This is a genomic window from Blastococcus mobilis (assembly GCF_900188025.1).
In the GTDB taxonomy this organism is placed as follows: Bacteria; Actinomycetota; Actinomycetes; order Mycobacteriales; family Geodermatophilaceae; genus Blastococcus_B; species Blastococcus_B mobilis.
Map to the genome: position 1 here is coordinate 106,782 of NZ_FZNO01000013.1, position 23,462 is coordinate 130,243.

The following is a 23,462-nucleotide window of genomic DNA, read 5'->3' on the forward strand; positions in this document are numbered from 1 at the left end:
CTCGTCGGGGACCCTTCGGGCCCCACTCCTCGGGGCACCTCGCGGGGCGTCCTGCGTCGAGTTCCGCGACTCCCACCCATCCCCGGCTTGGCTGGGCGGCACTCTGACCTCCCTCGGGGGCCCTTCGGGCCCCGCTCGGGAGGTCAGAGCTTCACGAGGGGGGCGTAGCGCAGGACGAGGCGCTTGGTGCCGCCGGAGCCGAAGTCGACCGTCGCCTGGGCCTTGTCCCCGGCACCGGTGACCTCGACGACGGTGCCGAGACCGAACGCGTCGTGGCTGACGCGGTCGCCGACGTCCACGGAGATGACCGCACGGTTGCCGGCCCCACCGCGCAGGCCGCCGGTGGACAGCCCGGTCGCGGCCACCCGGGACTGCGCGGACGAGTACCCCGTGGACGCCGGAGCCGGCTCCAGCCGCGACCAGTGCACGGTGTCGGCGGGCAACTCGTCGAGGAACCGGGAGGGCGGGTTGTAGGACGGCTGGCCCCAGCTGGTGCGCACCGTCGCCCGGGACAGGAACAGCCGCTTCTGCGCACGGGTGATGCCCACGTAGGCCAGCCGCCGCTCCTCCTCCAGCTCGCGCGGGTCGCCCAGCGCGCGCAGGTGCGGGAAGACCCCGTCCTCCAGGCCGGTCAGGAAGACGACCGGGAACTCCAGGCCCTTGGCCGTGTGCAGCGTCATCATCGTGACCACGCCGGCGTCGTCCCCGGTCACCGGGATCTGGTCGGCGTCGGCGACCAGCGAGACCTGCTCGAGGAAGTCGGTGACCGTCCCGCCGGGACTGGCCGCCTCGAACTCCGCGGCGACCGAGATCAGCTCGTTGAGGTTGTCGACGCGACCCTCGTCCTGCGGGTCGGTGCTCGCCTGCAGCTCCGCGAGGTAGCCGGTGCGGTCGAGAATGCTCTCCAGCAGCGCCGCCGGACCCGAACCGGTCTCCACCAGCTGCTCGAACTCCTCCAGCAGCGCCACGAACTCCTGCAGTGCCTTCAGCGACCGGGTGGCGAGGTCGGGCACCTCCGCGCAGCGCCGCACCGCCGAGGCGAACGCGATCCGCTCGCGGTCGGCGAAGGACTCGACGCAGGACTCGGCCCGCTCGCCGATCCCCCGCTTCGGGGTGTTGATGATCCGGCGCAGGCTGACGACGTCGGCCGGGTTGGCCACGACCTTCAGGTAGGCCAGGGCGTCGCGCACCTCCTTGCGCTCGTAGAAGCGCACGCCGCCGACGACCTTGTAGGGCATGCCGACCCGGATGAAGACCTCTTCGAAGACACGGGAGGCGTTGTTGGTCCGGTAGAAGACCGCGATGTCCTTCGGCTGGACCACGCCCTCGTCGACCAGCGCGTCGATCTGCTCGGCGACCCAGGCCGCCTCGTCGTGCTCGTTGTCGGCGACGTAGCCCTCGATGAGCTCGCCGTCGCCGGAGTCGGTCCACAGGTTCTTGGGACGCCGGCCGGTGTTGCGCGAGATGACCTGGTTGGCGGCCTTGAGGATTCGCTGGGTGGAGCGGTAGTTCTGCTCCAGCAGGATCGTGGTGGCCTGCGGGTAGTCGCGCTCGAACTCGTCGATGTTGCGGATGGTCGCGCCGCGGAAGGCGTAGATCGACTGGTCGGCGTCGCCGACGACGCACAGCTCGGCGGGCGGGACGGGGCCCTCGCCGGTGCCCACCAGCTCACGGACGAGGACGTACTGGGCGTGGTTGGTGTCCTGGTACTCGTCGACCAGCACGTGCCGGAACCGACGACGGTAGTGCTCGGCGACGTCGGGGAACGCCTGCAGCAGGTGCACGGTGTTCATGATCAGGTCGTCGAAGTCCATCGCGTGCGCCTGACGGAGCCGCTGCTGGTACAGCTTGTAGGCCTCCGCGAGCACCTTCTCCGGCGCCGTCTGCGGGACGTAGCCCTCCTCGTCGACGAGCTCGTTCTTCAGGTTCGACACCTGTGCCGCGAGGCTGCGGCCCGGGTAGCGCTTGGCGTCGAGGTCCAGGTCGCGCGCCACCATCGTCATGAGCCGGACGGAGTCGCCCTGGTCGTAGATCGTGAAGGACGACTTCAGGCCCAGCTTGGCCGCCTCGGCGCGCAGGATGCGGACGCACATCGAGTGGAACGTCGAGACCCACATGGCGCGGGCGCGCGGCCCGACGAGCTGGGCCACTCGCTCCTTCATCTCGCCGGCGGCCTTGTTGGTGAACGTGATCGCGAGGATCTCACCGGGCTGGGTGTGCCGGGCACCCAGCAGGTAGGCGATCCGGTGCGCCAGCACCCTGGTCTTGCCCGAGCCGGCTCCGGCCACGATGAGCAGCGGACCGCCCTCGTGGACGACGGCCTGCCGCTGCGGGCCGTTGAGACCGGCGAGCATCCGCTCGAGCTCACGCCCGACGGATCCCTTGGCGGTGCGCTGGAGGGCTTCGGTCCCGGGAAGAGGCTGGGCCCCCGGCAGGGCTTCCTGGACGCTCATCCCGGGGTCCCCGCGGAAACGTGGAGCGCCAGCGGAGCGTTTTCGAGGGGTGGGTTCATGACCACATCACTGTAAGCCGGTCGGGGGACACTCCCCGCGCCGTCCACCTGCGCCACACCCGTCCCACGGCAGCGTCTCCCGCCGTCGTCCGCCCGGCCGGGCACGGACGAGCCCTGTGTGACGGACGGGGTTCGGAAGTCCGACACCGCTCCGCGGCGGCCCTCCGGCCCGCGATCCGCCGGTTAACGTGACGAGCGGAGCACGCACGGTGATCGGACGACGGGGGCAGTGGGTGGCCGAGCCGCAGCGGCCGTCGGGCGGCGACATCCGGGGGCTGACCGGCTTGCGGGCGGTCGCCGCGCTCTGGGTCGTCGCGCACCACTTCTGGCTCTTCTCGCCCGAGTCCCCGTGGCTGCGCCCGCTCCAGCCGTTGTGGCCGCTGCTGGAGGCGGGCTGGCTCGGCGTGGACCTGTTCTTCGTGCTGAGCGGCTTCGTGCTGACGCACAACTACGTGTCGGTGATGGGCAGCCGTGCGACCGCGCGCGCGACCGCCGGGTTCTACCGGGCCCGGCTCAGCCGCATCTGGCCGACGTGGATGGTGGTCCTCACCGCCGCCACCGCCGGTCTGGTCGTCAAGCAGCTCGCCGTGGGGATGGAGTCCACGGAGACCCGTCTCGACGCCGTCACCATGCTCCGGCAGGTGTTCCTGGTGCAGGTGTGGGACCGGCCCGACTACGCCGCCACCGGCCCCGTCGGCCCCGGGTGGTCGCTGAGCGCCGAGTGGCTGGCCTACGTGGTCTTCCCGGCACTCGTGCTGGTCCTCCACCGGCTGCGCCGCTTGCGCCCCGTCGTCCTCGGAGCACTCGCCCTGGTGGCCGTCACCCCGTTCGCGTACGGCTGCCTGGCGATGGGCGCGCACGACTGGCGGTGGAGCTGGCTGCTGCGGCTGGCCGGCTGCTTCCTCGCCGGCGCGCTGGTCGCGTTGTGCGTCGCCCGCGTCCCGCTCAGGCCCGGAGCGACCCGGGCGGCGACCCGGCTGACGGTGGTGTCCTCCGTCCTGGTCCTGGCTGTCGTCTGGTGGGCCGACGCGATCGGCCGGGACCATGCCGGGGTCGCCGTCCTTCTGTTCCCCGTGCTTGTCGCCTCGCTCGCCCTGACCGACGGAGGGCTGGCCCGGCCGCTGTCGACGCCTGCGATGGTCCTGGGCGGCCGCATCTCCTTCGCGCTGTACCTCGTCCACATGGGCGTCTTCGAAGCGGTCTGGACGCTCATGGACATCGCCCCCTCGCTGCAGGGCGGCTCGGTGCCGGCCGTGACCCTGCAACTGGCGCTGCCGCTGCTGCCGCTCCCGGCGGCGTGGGCGCTGTGGCGCTTCGTGGAGGAGCCGGCACGACTGCGGCTGCGCGCTCCGCGGCCCACCGCCCCGGCCACGGGTCCCGGGTCGGCCGTGTGCGCGGCGGCCGGGGCCGAGGCGCCGGTGGCTGTCGGCCGCTGACCCCGGCCGTGCGTCGTTTCCCTCCACCCGACGCGTGTGGCAGACTCCTGCTCGTGCTCGCCACGGTCAGCTTTTACTACGGCCACCGGGATCCGGTGTCCGTCACCGCTGGCTGAGCACACGCCGCAACAGACGCCCCGGGTCCGAAGGCCCCGGGGCGTTTTCCGTTTCCGGGGTCCGACGGCCACCAGCACCCGAAGGACACCCGATGAACACCCTGATCGCCTCCCCCGCCGCCGTCACCGGGAACGACGTGGAACGGATCGGCGAGCTGCGCAGCGCGATCGACGCGTGCGACGCCGAGATCATCGAGCTCGTACGGCGCCGCCTCACGATCTCGCAGGAGATCGGCGCGCTGCGTGCCGCGAGCGGCGGCACCCGGCTCTCCCTCTCCCGCGAGCAGCAGGTGCTCGCCCGCTTCCGTGACGCCCTCGGCCCGGACGGCGCCGCGCTCGGCATGATGCTGCTCCGCCAGGGCCGCGGCCGCCTCTGAAAGAGGACCTCACTGCCCCCCACCGCTCGCAAGCTCGCGGCCAGACCCTGCAGTGAGGCCTCAAGGCACGGAACGCCACACCAGCGAGTCCTCATCGCCCAGGGCCGACACCTCCAGAAGCGATCCGGGGCACGCGGTCTGCGCCTCGGCGCCCAGCGCATGACCGAGCTCCAGCGCCGCCTCGAGGTTCTCGGCGGGGCACTCGGTCGACACCCGGAGCAGCCCCCGTCCGGCCTCGCGCCAGATCCGCAGGTCGTCGTCCCCGGGCCGCACGAGGGCACCGATCGCGTCGACGGCGTCGTCGTCCAGCGGCTGTTCCGGTCGTAGCGCGACGAAGAGGGTGAAGGTGTCCACCGCGGCAGTCTGCCCGGCCCGATCCGTGCCGCATCCGGAGCGCCGCCCGCATGTCACATCCGCGACCGCTGTCTCGTCTTCATCGCATGGCCGACCACCCGGCCACACATCGATGGAGGACACCGACATGACGCGCATCCCGCTCGACCCGCCCCGCAGCCCGCTCTACCGCCTCGCCGAGCGGTACGCGCGCCGGACCTATGGCGTGATGCCCGACCCGGTCGCCGCCATGGCGCACCCTCGTGCAGGGCCCGCCGCGAGCCTGCGAGCGGCGGAGGGCAGGAGGGTCCTTCTTCTAGGCTCGCGCGGGTGACCCCACCCCTCACCCGCATCCCCGCCGAGCACGTCGAGCGGGTCCTCTGCGTCCTCGCCCACCCCGACGACGTCGATTTCGGCTCCGCGGGCACGGTCGCGACCTGGACCACCGGCGGGACGGAGGTCACCTACTGCATCCTGACCGACGGGGACGCCGGCGGATTCGACGAGACGCCACGCGAGCAGATGCCGATCCTGCGGCGGGCCGAGCAACAGGCCGCCGCATCGGCCGTCGGCGTCAGCGACGTCCGGTTCCTCGGCTACCCCGACGGACGGCTGGAGCTGACGCTGGACCTGCGGCGGGACATCAGCCGGGTCATCCGCCAGGTGCGGCCGCAGCGGGTCCTCACCACCTCGCCGGAGCGCTTCTGGGACCGGATCGGCGCCAGCCACCCCGACCACATGACCACGGGAGAGGCGACCCTGCGGGCGGTCTACCCCGACGCTCGCAACCCCTTCGCCTTCCCGGAACTACTGACCGACGAGGGCCTGGAGGCCTGGACGGTGTCCGAGGTCTGGCTGGCTGCCAGCCCACGGGCGGACCACACCGTCGACGTCACCGACATGCTCGACCGCAAGCTGGCCGCGCTGCGCTCCCACGTGACCCAGGTCGGTCACATGCCCGATCTGGACGGCCTCGTGACCGATTGGATGGCCCAGACCGCGCAGCGCTTCGGCCTGCCCGGCGGCCGGCTCGCGGAGGCCTTCCACGTCGTCCACACCGCCTGATCCATCGGATCCTCTGCACGGTCCGGCCGGGTGGACCCGTTGGTCGCCGAGGCCCGCCGTCGAGGCACAGCCGAGGTGTCAGAGCAGGCGGTTGGTGGCCGCCCAGCGGGTGAGCTCGTTGCGGTTGGACAGCTGCAGCTTGCGCAGCACGTTGGACGCGTGCGACTCGACCGTCTTCACCGAGATGAACAGCCGCGAGCCGATCTCCCGGTAGGTGTAGCCGCGGGCCAGCAGCTGCATGACCTCCCGCTCGCGGGAGCTGAGCAGGTCCAGCCCCGGGTCGGTCGCCTCCTCGGCGCGCTCCGGGACGGCCGAACCTCCGGCGGCGAACGCGTCGAGCACGAACCCGGCCAGCCGCGGGCTGAAGACGACGTCGCCCTCGGCGACCCTCCGGACGGCGTCGAGCAGATCGGAACCGGAGATCGTCTTGGTGACGTACCCGCGGGCACCGGCCCGGATGACGGCGATGACGTCCTCCGCCGCGTCGGACACCGACAGCGCGAGCCACTTCACCTCGGGCAGTTCCGCGCGCAGGGTCTCCAGCACCGTGCGGCCACCCCCGCCGGGCATGTGCACGTCGAGCAGGACGACGTCCGGCCGCGTGGCCCGGATGCCCTCGACCGCGGAGGCGACGTCGGCACCCTCGCCGACGAACGTGACGTCGTCGCCGAGCTCGGCACGAACCCCTGCGCGGACCATCGCGTGGTCGTCGACCACGAACACCCGGGGCTGTCCGGTCGACATGGTCACGCGGCCGTCACCCGGGGGAGCACCAGCTCCACCTCGGTCCCCTCTCCCGGCGCCGACCGGACGGCCGCCGTCCCGCCCATGCGTGTCAGGCGACCGCTGACCGAGTCGCGCAGGCCGCGCCGGTCGTCGGGCACCGTCGCCGGATCGAACCCCTTCCCCCGGTCGCGGACGTACACCGACACCCGGTCGGGCGTGACCTCGGTGTAGAGGTCGGCGGCGGTGGCGCCGGAGTGCTTGGCGGCGTTGACCAGTGCCTCACGGGTGGCCGCGCCGAGGGCGGCGAGCGCCTCGTCGACCGGGGCGTCGCCCACGACCACGGGATCCACGAGGAGCGCGTGGTCGCCCTCCACGTCGGCGACCATGCCGGCGACCAGGCCGGCCCAGGTGCCGCCCTCGCGGACGACCTCGGGGTCGTACAGCCATGCACGGAGCTCCCGTTCCTGGCTGCGGGCCAGCCGGCTGACCGCCTGCTGGTCGTCGGCATGCCGCTGGATCAGGGCGAGCGTCTGCAGCACCGAGTCGTGCAGGTGCGCGGCGACGGCAGCCCGCTCCTCCGAGCGGATCCGCGCCGTCCGTTCCTGCGCGCGGGAGTCCAGCAGCCGTCGCCAGATCGGCGCCGTCGCCAGGACGACCCCGGTGAGGATGACCAGCGTCGCGGCGAAACCGTTGCGGGCGTTGGCGAGCTGGCCGGTGGTGGCCAGCAGCAGGATCACGCCTCCCGCCGCCAGGGCAGCTCCACCGGCCAGGGCCCACCGGACGCCGGGGAGCGAGAGCGTGCGGTCGGTGTCCAGCTGCCGCCAGATGACGGCCAGCCCGACCGCGACGAGAACGAGGGGGAGCACCAGCGCGCCGTTGCTGAGCCGGGCGACCTGGCCCACGAGGACGACCGCGGCGAACCCGAGGACCGCCAGGACGAGCAGCTGCCGCTTCCCGGTGGGTGCCCCGAGGGTGAAGGCGCCGGGGGCCGGCTCCTCGGTGCCGGGAGCGGCCACCGGCATGGTCAGCCAGAGCAGCGCGTACATGACGACGCCGATGCCGGTGGTCGCCAGGACGACGAAGGCCACCCGCACGACCATCGGGTCCTGCCGCAGGTGCGCGGCCGTCCCGGCCGCGACGCCCGCGAGCAGCCGCCCGGACCGTGGGCGCGCCAGGGGCGGCCGGTCGGTCGCCGGGCGGAGCGACGCCCCGGTCGCAGTGGTGCTCACGTACTCGATCGTCGCACCGGGCCCCCCGCCTCCGACACCGGTGATCACCCTGGAAGAGCAGTCCCGGCCGAACCAGGGTCGGATGGGGGCGTTCCCTGATGCATCGCGGGCGCCCCGGTCGGCAGTCTTCTGGCATGACCTCCGCACCGCCCCCTGCGGCTCCACCCCCCCAGCCGCCCTCGCCCCAGCCGCCCTCCTGGCCGCCCCCGCCGCCCGGTCCGCCGTCGGCCCGCCCCCAGCTGCGCCGCAACCGCACGGACAAGATCCTCGGTGGCGTCAACGGCGGGCTGGCCGAGTACAGCGGCATCGACGCCCTGCTCTGGCGGGTCGGCTTCGTGGCCCTGACGCTCGCCGGGGGCGCCGGCGTCATCGTCTACCTGCTCCTCTGGGTCCTCATGCCCGCCGGCCCACGGCCGCACCCTGGCAGCGCGGTCGAGCTGCAGGAGAAGGCCCCGGTCGGCCCGCGGTCCCCCGTGCCCGGCGTGACGATCGCCGGGTTGCTCATCGTGGTCGGTCTCCTGGCTCTGGTGACCAACGTCAGCGACTGGGACATCCCGGCCCGCGGGTTCTTCGGGTCCGCACTGCTGGTGGTCGGACTCGGCCTCGTCGCGGCAGCCTTCACCCGCGGCCGCACCGCTCGCGGTGGCCTCATCGCCCTCGGCGTCGTCCTCTCGGCCGCCCTGATCACCTCCACGGCGGACTGGCACGGCGCCCGGGAAGGCATGGGCGACCGGACCTACCGGCCGGCCACCGCCGCCGAGGTCCGCGACGTGTACCGCGGTGGCGTCGGTGACATGACCATCGACCTGACCCGGCTCGACCGGGGGTTCTCCGGCGGCCCGGTGACCACCCGGATCGAGCACGGCGTCGGCGACCTGGAGATCGTGGTGCCGCGCTCGGCCGACGTGCGGCTGGACGTCGAGCACGGTCCCGGCGACGTCCAGGTCTTCGACCGCGGGTCCGACACCGAGGGCTTCTTCCCCGGCGAAGGCTCCCGGTCCTGGACCGACGACGGCGAGCCCGAGTTCGTCCTGTCGATCAACTCCGGTTTCGGAGACGTGGAGGTGTCCCGTGACTGACTACAGCGAGTTCCCCACCACGCCCACCGCGTGGCAGGAGCAGCAGCTGCAGGACTGGCAGACCGTCACCCCGCTGTCGACCGAGGACGTCGAGCCGGCTCCCCGCCGGGCGGTGGACCTGGGCGCCCTCATCCCCGGCGTGTTCTTCATCGTCCTGGCCATCACCCTGATGGCCGGCGTGAACCTCCCGCTCGAGATGTGGGAGGACGGCGGCTTCGTCTGGGCCCTGCTCATCGGCGGTGGGATCGCACTGCTGGTCTCGGAGTTGAAGAAGGCCCGCCGCCGGACCTGAACACGGGGAGCGGACGTGCTGGAACGGCCCCGCTGCAGGGGCCCGCGCCGAGCCTGCGAGGCGTGGGGGGGCAGCGGGGTCCTTCTATTCCCACTCGATGGTGCCCGGCGGCTTGCTGGTGACGTCCAGCGTCACCCGGTTGACCTCGCGCACCTCGTTGGTGATCCGGGTCGAGATCTTCGCCAGCACGTCGTAGGGCAGCCGGGTCCAGTCGGCAGTCATGGCGTCCTCGCTGGACACCGGCCGCAGCACGATCGGGTGTCCGTAGGTGCGCCCGTCACCCTGGACCCCGACCGACCGGACGTCGGCCAGCAGCACGACCGGGCACTGCCAGATCTCGCGGTCGAGCTTCGCCGCGGTCAGCTCGGCCCGGACGATCGCGTCGGCCTTACGCAGGATGTCCAGCCGCTCCTGGGTCACCTCGCCGACGATCCGGATGCCGAGGCCCGGGCCCGGGAAGGGCTGGCGCCACACCATCGCCTCGGGCAGCCCCAGCTGCAGCCCGACCTCGCGGACCTCGTCCTTGAAGAGCGTCCGCAGCGGCTCGACAAGCCGGAACTGCAGGTCCTCGGGCAGCCCGCCGACGTTGTGGTGGCTCTTGATGTTCGCCGTCCCGCTGCCACCGCCGGACTCGACGACGTCGGGGTAGAGCGTGCCCTGCACGAGGAAATCGACGGTGTCGCCGTGCTCCTTCGCGTCGCCGACGACGTCGAGGGCGGCCTGCTCGAAGACGCGGATGAACTCGCGGCCGATGATCTTGCGCTTCTCCTCGGGGTCGGAGACGCCCTTCAGCGCGGTCAGGAACTGCTCGCGGGCGTCGACCACCCGCAGGTCGACGCCGGTGACCGCGACGAAGTCCCGCTCGATCTGCTCGGTCTCGCCCTCACGCATGAGCCCGTGGTCGACGTAGACGCAGGTGAGCCGGTCACCGATGGCCCGCTGGACGAGCGCGGCCGCGACGGCGGAGTCGACGCCGCCGGACAGCGCGCACAGCGCCCGCCCCTCACCGATCTGGGCGCGGATCTGCTCGACCTGCTCCTCGACGACGTTGGCCATCGTCCAGGTCGGCTCCAGCCCGGCGATGTCGAAGAGGAAGTGCTCGAGCACGGTCTGCCCGTGCGCGGTGTGCCGCACCTCGGGGTGGAACTGCACTCCGGCGAGCTTGCGGTCGACGTCCTCGAAGGCCGCCACCGGGGCACCGGTCGACGTCGCGGTGACGGTGAACCCGGGCGGGGCCTCGCTGACGGCGTCCCCATGGCTCATCCAGACCGACTGCTCCACCGGCAGCGAGCCGAAGAGCCGCCCGCCGGTGGTGATGGTCAGCGGCGTTCCGCCGTACTCCCGGTCGCCGGTGTGGGCGACCTCTCCCCCGAGGCTCTGGGCCATCGCCTGGAAGCCGTAGCAGATGCCGAAGGCCGGGACGCCGGCCTCGAACAGGACCGGGTCGACCTGCGGAGCGCCGGGTGCGTACACGCTGGAGGGGCCACCGGACAGGACGATGGCGGCCGGGTTGCGGGCGACGATCTCCTCGGCCGGGACCTCGGAGGAGACGATCTCGGAGTAGACCCCGGCCTCCCGGACGCGCCGGGCGATCAGCTGCGCGTACTGGGCGCCGAAGTCGACGACGAGGACGGTCGGGAAGTCCATCAGTCCGCCCGACCCCCGAGGACCAGGTCGACCCGCTGGAATTCCTTGAGGTCGCGGTAACCGGTCTTGGCCATCGTCCGAGCCAAGGCACCGAAGAGGTTGGTGCGCCCGTCGGAGGTCTCCGCCGGGCCGAGCAGCACCTGCTCCAGCGAGCCGACCGGACCGACCGGCGCAGACGTGCCACCCCGCGGCAGTCGCGGGTGCGCGGCCACGGAGTCCCACCAGATCCCGCCGGCCGGGGCCTCCGCGGCGATCCGCAGCGGCTCGCCCAGCTGGACGGCGTCCGCACCACAGGCCAGGGCCCGGGCGATGGCCCCGCTGGTCTCGATCCGGCCGTTGGCGATGACGTGCACGTACCGGCCGCCGGTCTCGTCCAGGTAGTCGCGACGGGCGGCCGCGGCGTCGGCGATGGCGCTGGCCAGCGGCACGCGGATGCCCATGACGGCGTCACCGGTGGAGAAGCTGTCCGCTCCCACGCCGACGATGACGCCCGCGGCGCCCGTCCGCATGAGGTGCAGGGCGGTCGTGTAGTTCGCCGCGCCTCCGACGATCACCGGGACGTCGAGGTCGGCGATGAACTGCTTGAGGTTCAGGGCGTCGCCCTGCGTCGTCACGTGCTCGGCGGACACGATCGTGCCCTGGATGACCAGCAGGTCGACCCCGGCACCCAGCGCCACCGGCGCGAGCTGCTCGGTGTGCTGCGGGGAGACACGCACGGCCGTCGTCGCCCCGGCGTCGCGCATCTCCTCGATCCGCGCCGCGATCAGCTCCGGCTTGACCGGCTCGGCGTAGACGTCCTGGAGCAGCGACACCGGAGGGGCGTCCGGGCCGGCGGCGTCCCGGAGCTTGCGGTACACCGGCTCGGGGTCCTCGTACCGGGTCCACAGGCCCTCGGCGTTGAGCACGCCGAGCCCGCCGGCCTTGCCGACGGCGACCGCCGTCGCCGGGCTGATGACGGCGTCGGAGGGGCTGGCCACCAGCGGGATCTCGAAGCGGAAGGCGTCGATCTGCCAGGCGGTCGAGACGTCGTCGACGTCGCGGGTGCGCCGGGAGGGGACGATCGAGACCTCGTCGAGGTCGTAGCCCTGCCGGGCGAACCGGTTGAGACCGATCTCGACGGTGTCGCGTGCGCTCATGTCAGCGGCCCCGGTAGTTCGGTGCTTCGACGGTCATCTGGATGTCATGGGGATGGCTCTCCACCAGACCGGCGGACGTGATGCGGGTCAGCTGTCCGCGCTCCTTGAGATCGGCGACCGTGGCCGCACCGGCGTAGCCCATGGAGGCCCGCAGGCCACCGACGAGCTGGTGGGCGACCCCGGAGAGGGCACCGCGGTAGGGCACCTGCCCCTCGATGCCCTCGGGGACGAGCTTGTCGTCGGAGAGGACGTCGTCGGCGAAGTAGCGGTCGCGGCTGAAGGACTGGTCGCCACGCTTCTGCATCGCGCCGAGCGACCCCATGCCGCGGTAGGTCTTGTACTGCTTGCCGTTCATGAAGACCAGCTCGCCGGGGGCCTCCTCGACGCCGGCGAACAGCCCGCCGATCATCACGGTGTCCGCGCCGGCGACCAGGGCCTTCGCGATGTCGCCGGAGTACTGCAGACCGCCGTCGGCGATGACGGGGACGCCGGCCGGGCCGGCCGCGAGCCAGGCCTCGTAGATGGCGCTCACCTGCGGGACGCCGACGCCCGCGACGACCCGGGTGGTGCAGATGGAGCCCGGCCCGACGCCGACCTTGACCGCGTCGGCCCCGGCGTCGATGAGCGCCTGGGCGCCCGCGCGGGTGGCGATGTTGCCGCCGATCACCTCGACGCCGTGATCTCCCCCGAAGTCCTTCTTGACCCTGGTGACCATGTCGAGGACGGCGCGCTGGTGGCCGTGGGCCGTGTCGACCACGAGCACGTCCACACCGGCGTCGACCAGCAGCCCGGCCCGCTTGTAGGCGTCGTCGCCGACACCCAGGGCCGCCCCGACGACCAGCCGCCCGTCGGCGTCCTTGGTCGAGAGCGGGAACTGGTCGCGCTTGACGAAGTCCTTGACCGTGATGAGGCCGCGGAGCCGGCCCGCCGGGTCGACGAGGGGCAGCTTCTCGATCTTGTGCTCGCGCAGCAACGTCAGCGCGGTGTCCGGGTCGACGCCGACGGGCGCGGTGACCAGCGGCATCGGCGTCATCACGTCCCGGACGAGGCGGTTCTGGTCGGTCTCGAACCGCATGTCCCGGTTCGTGACGATGCCCACGAGGACGCCGTCGGCGTCGACGACCGGAGCACCGGAGATGCGGTAGCGGGCCGAGAGCGCGTCGACCTCGGCGAGGGTGTTGTCCGGGGAGCACGTGACCGGGTTGGTGACCATGCCGGCCTCCGACCGCTTCACGAGGTCGACGTGGCCGGCCTGGTCCTCGGCGGCGAGGTTCCGGTGCAGCACCCCCATGCCACCGACCCGGGCCATGGCGATGGCCATGCGGGCCTCGGTCACCGTGTCCATGGCGCTGGAGAGCAGCGGCACGGCGAGCCGGATGCGGCGGGTGACCTGGCTGCTGGTGTCGACCTCGGTCGGGACGATGTCGGACGCCCCGGGGATGAGCAGGACGTCGTCGTAGGTCAACCCGAGCGGGGCGAACTTCGCCGGCAGCTCGGGCAAGGAGTCGAGCTGCATGAGCACGGCCACCCTTCGGCAGATCGGGTAGAGCCGCGGTCGGCAACCTTGCCGGACGCGGGAGGAATACATCCGATCGTAGGCCGCGGCCTGGACGGGCGGTGTCCTGCCTGGTCGGCGGCTACCGTGGGACCGTGACTCCGTTCGACGACGCCTCCGGTCCCGACTTCGGGTCCCCCGACCCGGCAGGACCGCCCCCGCTGACCATGGAGGAGCGTGCCGGCGTCCTGGACGACCTGGCCGAGCTCGAGGTGTTCCGCACCCTCCTGGAGCCGACCGGCATCAAGGGCATCGTCGTGGACTGCCCCGACTGTGACGAGGAGCACCACGTCGACTGGGCTCTGATGCAGGCCAACCTGCGCCAGCTGCTGGACGAAGGTCAGACCGGCCGCCACGAGCCGCCGTTCGACCCGAACCCCGACGACTACGTCAGCTGGGACTACGCCAGTGGGTACGCCGACGGCGTCGCGGCGACGGCCGAGCGCGAGGAGCCCACCGGCAAGCAGGGTGGCGGCCGACACGCCCGCGACGATTGAGCCCCGGAAAGCACTGATCGCGCCGAGTGGGCCCTGAGGGGTCCGCGCAGGCGCGATGCTGCGGCTCCGCGTTCAGGGGTACGGCTCCTGGTCGCGGAGCACCGATCGCGCCGAGTGGGCCCCGGAGGGGTCCGCGCAGGCGCGATGCAGCGGCTCCGCGTTCAGGGGTACGGCTCCTAATCGCGGTGTGATCCGGAGGATCACAGTGTCATTGCGTCAGGTCATGATGCCGCGGCGGAAGCCCGTCGCGACGGCCTCGGCGCGGTCCTTGGCGCCGAGCTTGCGGAACAGCCGGCGGGCGTGGGTCTTGATGGTGTCCTCGGACAGGTAGAGCTCCCGGCCGATCTGGGCGTTGCTCTTGCCTTGACTCATCCCGGTCAGCACCTGCATCTCGCGCATCGAGAGGCTTGCCGCGGGAGAGGCCTCACGGACCGTGGAGCGCACCGTCGTCGGCGCGGAGCCGGCCAGCGGCGCCGAGCCGCCCCATGCGGGAACACCGTTCAGCTGCCCCGGGGTGACCTGCTGCGGGATGCGGCCGCCGTCGGCACGCAGCCCGACGCGGGAGAGGCCGAGGCCCATCTCGATCGGGCTGGCGTCCCAGCGGAGGTAGCCGCGGGCACCGAAGGCGACGGCGGCGCGGACGCTCTCGGCATCGTCGGGGGCGCCGAGCACCAGCACGGGCAGGCCGGGGTGGGCGCGCAGCGCCTGGGTCGCGGCGCTCAACCCGGTGTCGACGGCACGCTGGGTTCCGACGATCAGCACGTCCGGCGACCGCGTGGCCAGCCGCGACATGAGCGAGGCGGCGTCACCGACCACCTCGACCCGGCCGACGAAGGGCAGCGCCACCAGGCGCGAGGCGACGTCGTCCCGGACCCGCCGGCGCTCGTCGTACACCCAGACGGTGGCGCCGTTGACCGGCCCGCGCATCCTGTCGTCGATCACGCCGTGCTCCTCGCTCCCCCCGGTCGGTCGCCGCCGGGCCCGAACCGTCCGGGGAACACCCGGCCGGTGTCGCGCGGGCGGCTCCGCCCGGGAGCCACCACGTCTGCGCTGGTCGCGGCGCGGTTCCGGCTGGATCCCCCTCCGGGACCGACGCGTCCAGCACCCACCTTGATCGACACGATCGGGCTACAACAGCGGCCCTCACCCCCGGGGGTGAGGGCCGCCGTCGGGGGAGATCCGGGGGTCGTCACGAAAACTTGGCGCGAAAAGTTGCGATCTCGACGCGTTTGACCATGCAGGGCCAAGGGCACCGGCCCCTTGCAGCCGGACCGCCCCCTCCGGCTCACCGAGCCCTGGAGGAGACATGGCCGACATTCGCAGGCTCCCGACGCCGGTCGCCGAGGTCTGGGACTGGCAGCTCCACGGCGCCTGCCGTGGCGAGAACACGTCGCTGTTCTTCCACCCCGACGGGGAACGTGGTCCTGCCCGGGCTCGCCGGCAGACGGCGGCCAAGGCCGTGTGCGCCCGGTGCCCCGTTCTCGACGCGTGCCTCAAGCACGCGCTGTCGGTTCGGGAGCCCTACGGGGTCTGGGGCGGCATGAGCGAGGAGGAGCGGGCCCGGCTGATCGCCGCCGAGCCGGCTGCCGTCGCCGCGGGGGTCTGAACGAGGACCCCTCCTCCCCACCCCTCGCACGCTGGGGCGGGACGCGGGAGGGGTGCTACTCCACACACGCCGAGAGGGCGGGTTCCGGATGATCCGGAACCCGCCCTCTTCATGTCAGGCCCTCTTTCAGTGGGAGTGGCCGTGCCCGCCGTGCGAGTGCCCGTGGGTGTGGTGCCCGGCGCCGGCGTGCTCGTGCTCCTCCTCCGGCTTCTCCACGATCGCGGAGTCGGTGGTCAGCACCATCGCCGCGATGGATGCGGCGTTGCCCAGCGCGGCCTTGGTGACCTTCACCGGGTCGATGACGCCCTGGGCGGCGAGGTCTCCGTACTCGGCCGTCGCGGCGTTGAAGCCCTGACCGGTGCCGAGCTCGCGCACCTTGCTGACGACGACGCGCCCCTCGAACCCGGCGTTCTCCGCGATCCGGGCCAGCGGGGCGTCCAGGGCCGAGCGGACGGCGCGAGCGCCGGTGAGCTCGTCGCCGGAGAGGTCCAGGGCGTCGATCGCCGAGGAGATGTGCACCAGCGCCGAGCCGCCGCCGGGGATGACCCCCTCCTCGACCGCCGCGCGGGTGGCCGCGATCGCGTCCTCGATGCGGTGCTTGCGCTCCTTGAGCTCCACCTCGGTGGCCGCACCGACGCGAATGACGCCGATGCCGCCGGCCAGCTTGGCGAGGCGCTCCTGGAGCTTCTCGCGGTCCCAGTCGGAGTCGGTGGCCTCGATCTCGCGGCGGATCTGCGCGACGCGGTCGGCGATGGCCTCCGAGGTGCCGCCGCCGTCGACGATCGTGGTGGCGTCCTTGGTGACGGTGACCCGGCGGGCGGTGCCGAGCACCTCGAGGCCGACGGAGTCCAGCGACAGGCCGACGTCCTCGCTGACGACCTGCCCGCCGGTGACGACGGCGAGGTCGGTCATGAACGCCTTGCGCCGGTCGCCGAAGAACGGCGACTTGACCGCGACGACCTTGATCGTCTTGCGGATGGAGTTGACGACGAGGGTGGACAGCGCCTCGCCCTCGACGTCCTCGGCGACGATCAGCAGCGGCCGGCCGCCGGTCGACAGCACCTTCTCCAGCAGCGGCAGCAGCTCGGCCAGCGCGCCCACCTTGCCGCTGACCAGCAGGACGAGGGCATCCTCGAGGACGGCCTCCATCGACTCCTGGTCGGTGACGAAGTACGGCGACAGGTAGCCCTTGTCGAACTGGACGCCCTCGGTGACGTCCAGGTCGGTGGACATCGTGTTGCTCTCCTCGACGGTGATCACACCGTCCTTGCCGACCCGCTCCATCGCCTCGCTGATCAGCTCGCCGACCTCCGGGTCCTGCGCGGAGATGGTGGCGACGCCGGCGATCGCCTTGCGGTCGTCGACCGGGATGGCGACCTTGTCCAAGGCGGCGTGGACGGCGTCGACCGCGGCGCGCATGCCGCGGCCCAGCGCCATCGGGTTGGCGCCGGCGGCGACGTTGCGCATGCCCTCGTGCACGAGCGCCTGGGCCAGCACCGTGGCGGTCGTGGTGCCGTCGCCGGCGACGTCGTTGGTCTTGGTGGCGACGTTCTTCGCCAGCTGGGCGCCGAGGTTCTCGTACGGGTCGTCGAGGTCGATCTCGCGGGCGATGGTCACGCCGTCGTTGGTGATCGTCGGGGCGCCGAACTTCTTGTCGATGACGACGTTGCGGCCGCGGGGGCCGAGGGTCACCTTGACCGCGTCGGCCAGCTTGTCGACGCCGCGCTCGAGGGAGCGCCGGGCGTCCTCGTTGAACTTGATGATCTTGGCCATGCCGGACCTCTCGTAGAGGGAAGTGCAGGGGGTGGGACGACGACCGCCCCGGGACCCGAGGAGTTCGGGTCGCCCGGGGCGGTCTGGTGACGTGCTGGAACGGCCCCTTGCAGGAACCGGTGCGGCCCCGTTCAGGGCACCGCCCCGAGCGTGCGAGGGGTGGGGAGGACGGGGTCCTCTTACTTCTCCACGACGGCGAGCAGGTCGCGGGCGGAGAGGACGAGGTACTCCTCGCCGCCGTACTTGACCTCGGTGCCGCCGTACTTCGAGTAGATGACCACGTCGCCGACGTTCACGTCGAGCGGGACGCGGTTGCCGTTGTCGTCGATGCGGCCGGGGCCCACGGCGACAACGGTGCCCTCCTGGGGCTTCTCCTTGGCGGTGTCCGGGATGACCAGACCGGAGGCGGTGGTGGTCTCGGCCTCGTTGGCCTGGACCACGACCCGGTCCTCCAGCGGCTTGATGCTGACCTTGGTAGCGGTCGTCACGTCGGTGACGCCCCCTTCGGTGTCGGACGGCTGGTGACTATGACGTTGTGGTGCATGGTTCTGATGCTGTGGCACGGGATCCGGGCACCCGCCGTCGCGGGGGTCGGGCGCCAGCCCGTGTCGATTGGCACTCTACCCATGAGAGTGCCAGCCACTCAACCGGGTCCCCCGGACGCCTGACCTCGGCATGCGCCAGTCTTGCCCCGTGCCGACCGACTCGCCCCCCGACCCGGTCGCGCAGCTCGCCTGGCTGCGCGGACCGGAGGGGACGGCCGCCGTCCGCCTCGCAGCGCAGCTGCAGCACGACGGACTCGACCTCCTGCCCGGCATCGCCCGGCTGCGGGCGGGGGTGGGCCCCGAGCGCGCGGGCCCGGCCTGGGAACTGGCCCGGCTGCGCGCCCGCGCCCGGCCGGTGTTCGGGGACGACGCCGACGTCCTCCTGCTCACCGCCGACACCCTGGAGCAGGCCGGCCGGCCGGAGCTGGCCACCCGCCGGGCCATCCGGCTCCTCGCCGCCGGCGCGTCGTCGGTCGCCGACCTCGGATGCGCTGCGGGGACGGACACGATCGCGCTGGCCCGCGCCGGGGCGTCGGTGGTCGCGGTCGACCGTGATCCGGTGGCCCGCGAGCTGACCGCGGCCAACGCCGAGGCGCTCGGCCTGGCCCCCTGGGTCCGCGTGCTGGCCGCTGACGTCGTCGACCTGGTGGCGGCCGCCGCGGACGGGCGGGTGGCAGGGTGCGACGCCGCGGTGCTCGACCCCGCACGCCGGGCGGGGGGGCGCCGGCAGCTGGACCCCGACCGCTGGTCCCCGCCCTGGTCGACGGTCACCGCCCTGCTGGACCGCGTGCCGGTCACCGTGGTCAAGGTGGCGCCGGGGCTCGACCACGAGCGGGTCCCCAACGGCATCGAGGCGGAGTGGGTCTCCGTCGGCGGATCGATCGTCGAGGCCCTGCTGTGGGGTCGCGGCGTCTCGACGACCTGGCGGCGGGCGACGCTCGTGCGCGACGGCGCCGTCCACGAGGTGAGCGCGGACGACGATCCCGGTCCGGCGCCTGTCGGACCGGTGCGCGGCTGGCTGCACGAGCCCGACCCCGGGCTCATCCGCTCCGGCCTCATGTCGCTCGTCGCCGCCGACGCGACGCTGGTCGATCCGACGATCGCGTACCTGACGTCCGACGGCCCCGCCGAGAGCCCGTGGCTGAGCTCCTACCGCGTGACCGACGTGCTGCCGTTCAACCTCAGGAAGCTGAAGGCCCTCCTGCGGGCCCGCGGCGTCGGGCGGGTCGTGGTCAAGAAACGGGGCTCCCCCATCGAGCCCGAGACGCTCGCGCGGCAGCTGAGAGGGCCGGGGAACGACTCGGCCGTCGTCGTGGTCACCCGGGTGGCCGGCGCCCCCACCGTGCTGGTGTGCGATCCGCTGCCCGGACGACTCAGCCCCTGACGACCTCGATGGGCAGCGAGCTGTCGGCGCCGAGGTCCGGCAGCGACGGCGCGATCCCCGACGCGACGAGGCGAGAGCCCAGCGCGGCCACCATCGCCCCGTTGTCGGTGCACAGCCGTGGGCTGGGCACGCGCAGCACGATCCCGGCGGCCGCGCACCGCTCCTCGGCCAGCGCCCGCAGCCGGGAGTTGGCCGCCACCCCGCCCCCGAGCACCAGGTGGTCCACGCCGTGGTCACGGCAGGCCCGCACCGCCTTGGCCGTCAGGACGTCGGCGACCGCCTCCTGGAACGACGCCGCGACGTCGGCCACCGGCACGTGCTCCCCCGCCCGCTGCCGGGCCTCGACCCAGCGGGCCACCGCGGTCTTCAGGCCGGAGAAGGAGAAGTCGTAGGGCGCGTCGCGCGGGCCGGTGAGACCGCGCGGGAAGCCGATGGCGGTGGGGTCGCCGTCGCGGGCGGCGCGGTCGATGGGCGGGCCGCCGGGGAACGGCAGGCCCAGCACGCGGGCGACCTTGTCGAAGGCCTCCCCGGCGGCGTCGTCGACGGTGCGGCCCAGCGACTGCACCTCCTGCGCCAGGTCCGGCACGAGGAGCAGCGAGCTGTGCCCGCCCGAGACCAGCAACGCGATGGAGGGCTCGGCCAGCGGCCCGTGCTGCAGCTCGTCGACGGCGACGTGCGCAGCCAGGTGGTTCACGCCGTACAGCGGCTTGCCCAGCGCCAGGGCGTAGGCCTTGGCCGCGGCGACACCGACGAGCAGTGCTCCGGTCAGTCCGGGCCCCGACGTCACCGCGACGGCGTCGACGTCGTCGATCGTGGCGCCGGCGTCGGCCAGGGCCCGGTGCACGGTCGGGACCATCGCCTCCAGGTGCGCCCGGGAAGCGATCTCCGGCACCACCCCGCCGAATCGCTCGTGCTCGGCCATGGACGTCGCCAGGGCGTCGGCGAGCAGGGTGTGCCCGCGGACCAGTCCGACACCGGTCTCGTCGCAGGAGGTCTCGAAGCCCAGCACGAGCGGCTGCTCAGCCACGTCCGCCTCCCGTCCGGTTCAGCGCCCGCACCCGCTTCCTCCTCATGACGACGGCGTCGGCCCCGCTCGGCTGGTAGTAGCCACGCCGTCGGCCGATCTCGACGAAACCGCGACGCCGGTAGAGGTGCTGCGCCGTCTCGTTGTCGGCCCGCACCTCGAGCAGGACCACGGGGCTGCGCTTGTCGGCCTCGGCGAGCAGGGCGTCCAGCAGCAGCGATCCGATGCCCTCGCCCTGGAGTGCCGTCGTGACACCCAGGGTGGCCACGTGCGCCTCGTCGTCGTAGGCGATCAGGCCGCCGTAGCCGACCATGACCGGCGGTCCGTCGACCGGCTCGTCCTCGTCGCCGCTCACGTCGAACTCGGCCACCACGTAGTAGCGGGTGTCGGCGCGGGAGAGCTCGTCCCGGTACATCGCCTCGGTCCAGGTGTCCGGGGCGAACAGCTCCTCCTCCAGCCGCATCACGGCGGGGAGATCGGCCATGGTCATCGGCCGAAGGGTGACGGTCATGCGTCGTCCTCGCCGGCGCTCGTCGGCCGCCTGCCCGACCGTGCTCTGCCCCCTGCTGCACCCGCGAGCTCGCTCACGACTGCGACACCGCCTTGATCGCCGTCGGCGGGGTGGCGTCGGGACGGCGGAGGTAGAGCGGGAGCAGCGGTCCGGCCGACGACGGATCCGCCAGCTGCCGCCCTGCGGCCCGCAGCAGGCCCGCCGTCGTGACCTCGGCAGGGGTGACCGTCGCGTCCAGCCGGGCGCCGAATGCCGGGTCGCCCACGAACGGGCCGGGGCGGTCCAGCTCCTCGGGGCGGACGACGCCCGGCCCGTCGATGCGGGCGCCGTCGGCGTCGTAGACCGCCCAGTAGACCTCCTTGCGACGTGCGTTGGTCACGACCGTCCGCGCCCCTGAGCCGATCGCGTCCAGCGAGCAGACCCCGATCACCGGCAGCGCGCGCGCATCGGCGAGCGCGGCGGCGGTCACCACCCCGACCCGCAGACCGGTGAAGGGGCCGGGACCCAGACCCGTGACGACGGCGTCGAGGTCGCCCATCGCGAGGCCTGCGTCGTCCAGCACGCCGGTGATCGCGGGCGTCAGCAGCTCGGCGTGCCGGTTGCCCGACGGCACCGCGCGCTCGGCCAGCACCTCGGTGTCCGCGTGCTTCGACCAGTCTGCGACCCCGACGACCAGCGTCGGGGTCGCCGTGTCGAGAGCGAGAACCAGCACAACCATCGAGCGTAGTGCGGAAGACCGAGGGCCCCCTCCGGCGGTCGTCGTGGCGTCCTCGGCGCCGTCGATCGGTCCGTGATCCGGCACCGGTCCGTCCCGCCGCGAGCAGGGACCACGGCCCGTAGCAGTCTGCGACCGAGCGGTGAACACCGTTCCGGTCGGACGGCCGCGTCACCCGTCGGTGCCGCGCGCGGCGGCTGCACGGGAAATCGCCCGATGAATACTGGCGCGGGTGGCGGCAGCTGCAGCATCGCTCCCCCCGGCCCAGGCCAGTCACCAGCGATCGCGCCCGACCCCGGCGCTGCGACTCGCCGCTGCCGGGGTCGCCGCCCTGGCCTGCCTGCTCGTCATCCTGGGCAGCACCGGGATCCTGACCGGACGGCTTGTCGGTGCAGCGGACAACGGTGACGGGATCCGCCTCTACTGCGGCGCCGGGATCGTCCCCGACACCGCCAGCCACCGCTCCAACTGGGTCGGCGGACCCGTTGTCGAGTTCACCCGCGGCGAGGGCTGCCCCGACCCGATCCCGTCCTCGGCGCTGATCATCCTCAAGGCCGCCGCCTACGGCCACACCAGTGGATGGTCCCTGACCTCGCTGGTGTGGGTGTACGCCCTCCTTGCCGCCGCGGTGACCGCGGTCGCGGTGTGGGCCGCCACCCCGCGAAGACTGGCCGGGGCGCTCGTCGTCGCGCCCCCGCTGCTTCCACTGGTGAACTCGGACTACACGCGGTTCTTCCTGTCGACGTTCTCGGAGCCGGCCGGGCTGCTCGGCACCTATCTCCTGTTGGCCGGGGTGGCCGTGCTGGGGGTCACCCGGCCATCCGATCGGGTCGAGCGGATCCTCGGGCTGGCTCTCACCGCCGGCGGTGGCCTACTCGCCGCCACCGCGAAAGTCGGCTATCTGCCGCTGCTGCTGGTCGCCGTCGCCGTCTGCGCGGTCACCACCGTGCGGGTCGGGTCGTCAGGGCGAGATCGTCGGTGGCCTGACCGGGCCCCCGGCGTGGTCGCTGCGGCCCTCACCGTTGTTCTCGCGGTCGCCCCGCTGCAGGCCGCGTTGTCCTGGCAGGACCGCGGCTATCCCTCCGTGAACGCCCACAACATCATCTTCACGATGCTGATCCCCGAAGTGGGCCCCGGCGCAGCGACGGCGGTCGGGCTCCCGCCGGAAGCTGCGGCCCGGGCAGGTTTCGGGTTCTACGACTCCGAGGGCGCGTCCCTCGACCCCAACTCCATCCCCGGCTGGCAGACCACCATCGGGGACGACCCGGACGGCGCCCGCGCCGCCGCGTACCGCACCCTGCTCCACCGGCCGGACGCACTGGCCCGCGCCGTGGGGGTCGCCATGCAGGCCACCCGCGGCGCCGACCTCGACTACATCCTCGCCGACCCCGTCCCGGCCGGGATCTCCGTCCCGGTGCAGGTCGTCAACTCTGCCTCGATGGGCACGGACACCGCCTGGTTGCACCGCTGGCTCGATAGGATGCCGGCGCCGTGGTGGTCGTCGCTGCTCGCGGCTCTCGGGATCCTCGCCGGGGCGGCGGGATTGCGGGCGCGGCGGTGGGGCATGCCCGCGTTGACCCGTACCGCCGCGGTCGCGGCGGCTGCCGCAGTGGGGATCGCGGTCACGGCCGTGCTGGGTGACGGCTACTACGAGATCGCGAAGCATGTGTGGCTGGCCGCGTATCTGCTCGACGTCACCCTGTACGCGCTCGCGGGCGCCACTGTGGTCGTGGCGGCGTCCGGGGTTCGCCGGGCGGTGCGGCGGGCGCCGGTTCACACCGAGGCGAGCCCGGTCACGGCCACCGTCACTTAGAGCTGCCGCCAGTAGGTGCGGTCGCGGCGTTCGGCGTGGCTGATCGTCATGGGCAGGCACGAGCGCCACGCTCGCGAAGGTGCTAACGCTC

The 23,462-nt window shown here is 72.9% G+C and carries 23 protein-coding genes; 10 read left to right on the forward strand and 13 right to left on the reverse strand.

The window, feature by feature from the left end:
- Positions 1-143: 143 nt before the first annotated feature.
- Positions 144-2,453, reverse strand: a complete 2,310-nt coding sequence (gene pcrA / locus CHB94_RS13240; protein ID WP_089337030.1) for a DNA helicase PcrA — start codon at positions 2,451-2,453, stop codon at positions 144-146.
- 268 nt (positions 2,454-2,721) lie between these two features.
- On the opposite strand from pcrA, the gene CHB94_RS13245 reads away from it, so the two are divergent.
- Together CHB94_RS13245 and CHB94_RS13250 are read left to right on the forward strand one after the other, a co-directional pair.
- A complete protein-coding gene (locus CHB94_RS13245) occupies positions 2,722-3,948 on the forward strand; it encodes an acyltransferase family protein (RefSeq protein ID WP_176445548.1) in 1,227 nt (408 codons plus the stop codon).
- A gap of 208 nt (positions 3,949-4,156) precedes the next feature.
- On the forward strand, positions 4,157-4,441 hold the full coding sequence (locus CHB94_RS13250) for a chorismate mutase (RefSeq protein ID WP_089337032.1): 285 nt from the start codon (positions 4,157-4,159) through the stop codon (positions 4,439-4,441).
- A 60-nt stretch (positions 4,442-4,501) separates the two neighbouring features.
- On the opposite strand, the gene CHB94_RS13255 is transcribed toward CHB94_RS13250, so the two are convergent.
- The gene (locus CHB94_RS13255) at positions 4,502-4,795 is read right to left on the reverse strand and encodes a hypothetical protein (protein WP_089337033.1); all 294 of its coding nucleotides are present in this window, start codon (positions 4,793-4,795) and stop codon (positions 4,502-4,504) included.
- 127 nt (positions 4,796-4,922) lie between these two features.
- Here CHB94_RS13255 and CHB94_RS13260 point away from each other — a divergent pair, with 127 nt between their 5' ends.
- Together CHB94_RS13260 and CHB94_RS13265 are read left to right on the forward strand one after the other, a co-directional pair.
- Entirely contained in the window at positions 4,923-5,108 is a 186-nt protein-coding gene (locus CHB94_RS13260; RefSeq protein WP_141137492.1) for a hypothetical protein, read from the forward strand.
- Positions 5,105-5,839, forward strand: coding sequence for a PIG-L deacetylase family protein (locus tag CHB94_RS13265; protein ID WP_089337035.1), 735 nt, complete (start codon positions 5,105-5,107; stop codon positions 5,837-5,839). Before CHB94_RS13260 ends, CHB94_RS13265 begins: the two co-directional genes overlap by 4 nt.
- 78 nt (positions 5,840-5,917) lie before the next feature.
- On the opposite strand, the gene CHB94_RS13270 is transcribed toward CHB94_RS13265, so the two are convergent.
- Positions 5,918-6,583 (reverse strand): response regulator, encoded by a 666-nt coding sequence (locus tag CHB94_RS13270; RefSeq protein ID WP_089337036.1) that lies wholly within the window; start codon positions 6,581-6,583, stop codon positions 5,918-5,920.
- A gap of 2 nt (positions 6,584-6,585) precedes the next feature.
- The gene (locus tag CHB94_RS13275) at positions 6,586-7,794 is read right to left on the reverse strand and encodes an ATP-binding protein (protein WP_254920624.1); all 1,209 of its coding nucleotides are present in this window, start codon (positions 7,792-7,794) and stop codon (positions 6,586-6,588) included.
- 134 nt (positions 7,795-7,928) lie between these two features.
- Here CHB94_RS13275 and CHB94_RS13280 point away from each other — a divergent pair, with 134 nt between their 5' ends.
- Positions 7,929-8,873 carry a PspC domain-containing protein gene (locus CHB94_RS13280; RefSeq protein ID WP_089337037.1) on the forward strand — a complete coding sequence of 315 codons (945 nt, stop codon included), beginning with the start codon at positions 7,929-7,931 and terminating at the stop codon, positions 8,871-8,873.
- Positions 8,866-9,165, forward strand: coding sequence for a hypothetical protein (locus CHB94_RS13285; protein WP_089337038.1), 300 nt, complete (start codon positions 8,866-8,868; stop codon positions 9,163-9,165). Before CHB94_RS13280 ends, CHB94_RS13285 begins: the two co-directional genes overlap by 8 nt.
- Before the next feature lie 84 nt (positions 9,166-9,249).
- On the opposite strand, the gene guaA is transcribed toward CHB94_RS13285, so the two are convergent.
- The 3 genes from guaA to guaB are packed head-to-tail and all read right to left on the reverse strand — an operon-like array spanning position 9,250 to position 13,464.
- Positions 9,250-10,812, reverse strand: coding sequence for a glutamine-hydrolyzing GMP synthase (guaA, locus tag CHB94_RS13290; protein ID WP_089337039.1), 1,563 nt, complete (start codon positions 10,810-10,812; stop codon positions 9,250-9,252).
- Entirely contained in the window at positions 10,812-11,948 is a 1,137-nt protein-coding gene (locus CHB94_RS13295) for a GuaB3 family IMP dehydrogenase-related protein (RefSeq protein WP_089337040.1), read from the reverse strand. The genes guaA and CHB94_RS13295 overlap by 1 nt, the downstream gene beginning before the upstream one ends.
- Position 11,949: 1 nt before the next feature.
- Positions 11,950-13,464: an IMP dehydrogenase gene (guaB, locus tag CHB94_RS13300; RefSeq protein ID WP_089337066.1), complete on the reverse strand. Its 1,515-nt coding sequence runs from the start codon at positions 13,462-13,464 to the stop codon at positions 11,950-11,952.
- 134 nt (positions 13,465-13,598) lie between these two features.
- On the opposite strand from guaB, the gene CHB94_RS13305 reads away from it, so the two are divergent.
- Positions 13,599-14,000, forward strand: coding sequence for a DUF5319 family protein (locus tag CHB94_RS13305; RefSeq protein ID WP_089337067.1), 402 nt, complete (start codon positions 13,599-13,601; stop codon positions 13,998-14,000).
- A 216-nt stretch (positions 14,001-14,216) separates the two neighbouring features.
- Here the strand turns inward: CHB94_RS13305 and CHB94_RS13310 are convergent, their stop codons facing one another.
- On the reverse strand, positions 14,217-14,942 hold the full coding sequence (locus CHB94_RS13310) for a response regulator transcription factor (RefSeq protein ID WP_089337041.1): 726 nt from the start codon (positions 14,940-14,942) through the stop codon (positions 14,217-14,219).
- 364 nt (positions 14,943-15,306) lie between these two features.
- Between CHB94_RS13310 and CHB94_RS13315 the strand changes: the two genes are divergently transcribed.
- Complete coding sequence (locus CHB94_RS13315; RefSeq protein ID WP_089337042.1) at positions 15,307-15,606, forward strand: WhiB family transcriptional regulator; 300 nt, start codon at positions 15,307-15,309, stop codon at positions 15,604-15,606.
- 126 nt (positions 15,607-15,732) lie between these two features.
- On the opposite strand, the gene groL is transcribed toward CHB94_RS13315, so the two are convergent.
- Together groL and groES are read right to left on the reverse strand one after the other, a co-directional pair.
- A complete protein-coding gene (groL, locus tag CHB94_RS13320; protein WP_089337043.1) occupies positions 15,733-17,379 on the reverse strand; it encodes a chaperonin GroEL in 1,647 nt (548 codons plus the stop codon).
- Positions 17,380-17,558: 179 nt separating this feature from the next.
- On the reverse strand, positions 17,559-17,867 hold the full coding sequence (gene groES / locus CHB94_RS13325; protein WP_040338505.1) for a co-chaperone GroES: 309 nt from the start codon (positions 17,865-17,867) through the stop codon (positions 17,559-17,561).
- Positions 17,868-18,072: 205 nt separating this feature from the next.
- Here groES and CHB94_RS13330 point away from each other — a divergent pair, with 205 nt between their 5' ends.
- Positions 18,073-19,308: a THUMP-like domain-containing protein gene (locus CHB94_RS13330; protein WP_217899297.1), complete on the forward strand. Its 1,236-nt coding sequence runs from the start codon at positions 18,073-18,075 to the stop codon at positions 19,306-19,308.
- Here CHB94_RS13330 and tsaD read toward each other — a convergent pair.
- The 3 genes from tsaD to tsaB all read right to left on the reverse strand — a co-directional run bounded on the left by tsaD (position 19,298) and on the right by tsaB (position 21,555).
- On the reverse strand, positions 19,298-20,335 hold the full coding sequence (gene tsaD / locus CHB94_RS13335) for a tRNA (adenosine(37)-N6)-threonylcarbamoyltransferase complex transferase subunit TsaD (RefSeq protein ID WP_089337045.1): 1,038 nt from the start codon (positions 20,333-20,335) through the stop codon (positions 19,298-19,300). The two genes, CHB94_RS13330 and tsaD, sit on opposite strands and share 11 nt — an antisense overlap.
- On the reverse strand, positions 20,328-20,843 hold the full coding sequence (rimI, locus tag CHB94_RS13340; RefSeq protein ID WP_089337046.1) for a ribosomal protein S18-alanine N-acetyltransferase: 516 nt from the start codon (positions 20,841-20,843) through the stop codon (positions 20,328-20,330). The genes tsaD and rimI overlap by 8 nt, the downstream gene beginning before the upstream one ends.
- Before the next feature lie 73 nt (positions 20,844-20,916).
- Positions 20,917-21,555: a tRNA (adenosine(37)-N6)-threonylcarbamoyltransferase complex dimerization subunit type 1 TsaB gene (gene tsaB, locus CHB94_RS13345; protein WP_089337047.1), complete on the reverse strand. Its 639-nt coding sequence runs from the start codon at positions 21,553-21,555 to the stop codon at positions 20,917-20,919.
- Between the two features lie 235 nt (positions 21,556-21,790).
- Here tsaB and wsfD point away from each other — a divergent pair, with 235 nt between their 5' ends.
- Positions 21,791-23,371, forward strand: coding sequence for a glycan biosynthesis hexose transferase WsfD (gene wsfD / locus CHB94_RS13350; protein ID WP_089337048.1), 1,581 nt, complete (start codon positions 21,791-21,793; stop codon positions 23,369-23,371).
- Positions 23,372-23,462: the final 91 nt, after the last annotated feature.

Excerpts from the sequence above, each read along its gene's own strand:
- pcrA (WP_089337030.1), bottom strand. The coding sequence starts at position 2,453 with ATGAGCGTCCAGGAAGCCCTGCCGGGGGCCCAGCCTCTTCCCGGGACC.
- CHB94_RS13250 (WP_089337032.1), top strand. The coding sequence starts at position 4,157 with ATGAACACCCTGATCGCCTCCCCCGCCGCCGTCACCGGGAACGACGTG.
- CHB94_RS13260 (WP_141137492.1), top strand. The coding sequence starts at position 4,923 with ATGACGCGCATCCCGCTCGACCCGCCCCGCAGCCCGCTCTACCGCCTC.
- CHB94_RS13270 (WP_089337036.1), bottom strand. The coding sequence starts at position 6,583 with ATGTCGACCGGACAGCCCCGGGTGTTCGTGGTCGACGACCACGCGATG.
- CHB94_RS13280 (WP_089337037.1), top strand. The coding sequence starts at position 7,929 with ATGACCTCCGCACCGCCCCCTGCGGCTCCACCCCCCCAGCCGCCCTCG.
- guaA (WP_089337039.1), bottom strand. The coding sequence starts at position 10,812 with ATGGACTTCCCGACCGTCCTCGTCGTCGACTTCGGCGCCCAGTACGCG.
- CHB94_RS13295 (WP_089337040.1), bottom strand. The coding sequence starts at position 11,948 with ATGAGCGCACGCGACACCGTCGAGATCGGTCTCAACCGGTTCGCCCGG.
- guaB (WP_089337066.1), bottom strand. The coding sequence starts at position 13,464 with ATGCAGCTCGACTCCTTGCCCGAGCTGCCGGCGAAGTTCGCCCCGCTC.
- CHB94_RS13315 (WP_089337042.1), top strand. The coding sequence starts at position 15,307 with ATGGCCGACATTCGCAGGCTCCCGACGCCGGTCGCCGAGGTCTGGGAC.
- groL (WP_089337043.1), bottom strand. The coding sequence starts at position 17,379 with ATGGCCAAGATCATCAAGTTCAACGAGGACGCCCGGCGCTCCCTCGAG.
- rimI (WP_089337046.1), bottom strand. The coding sequence starts at position 20,843 with ATGACCGTCACCCTTCGGCCGATGACCATGGCCGATCTCCCCGCCGTG.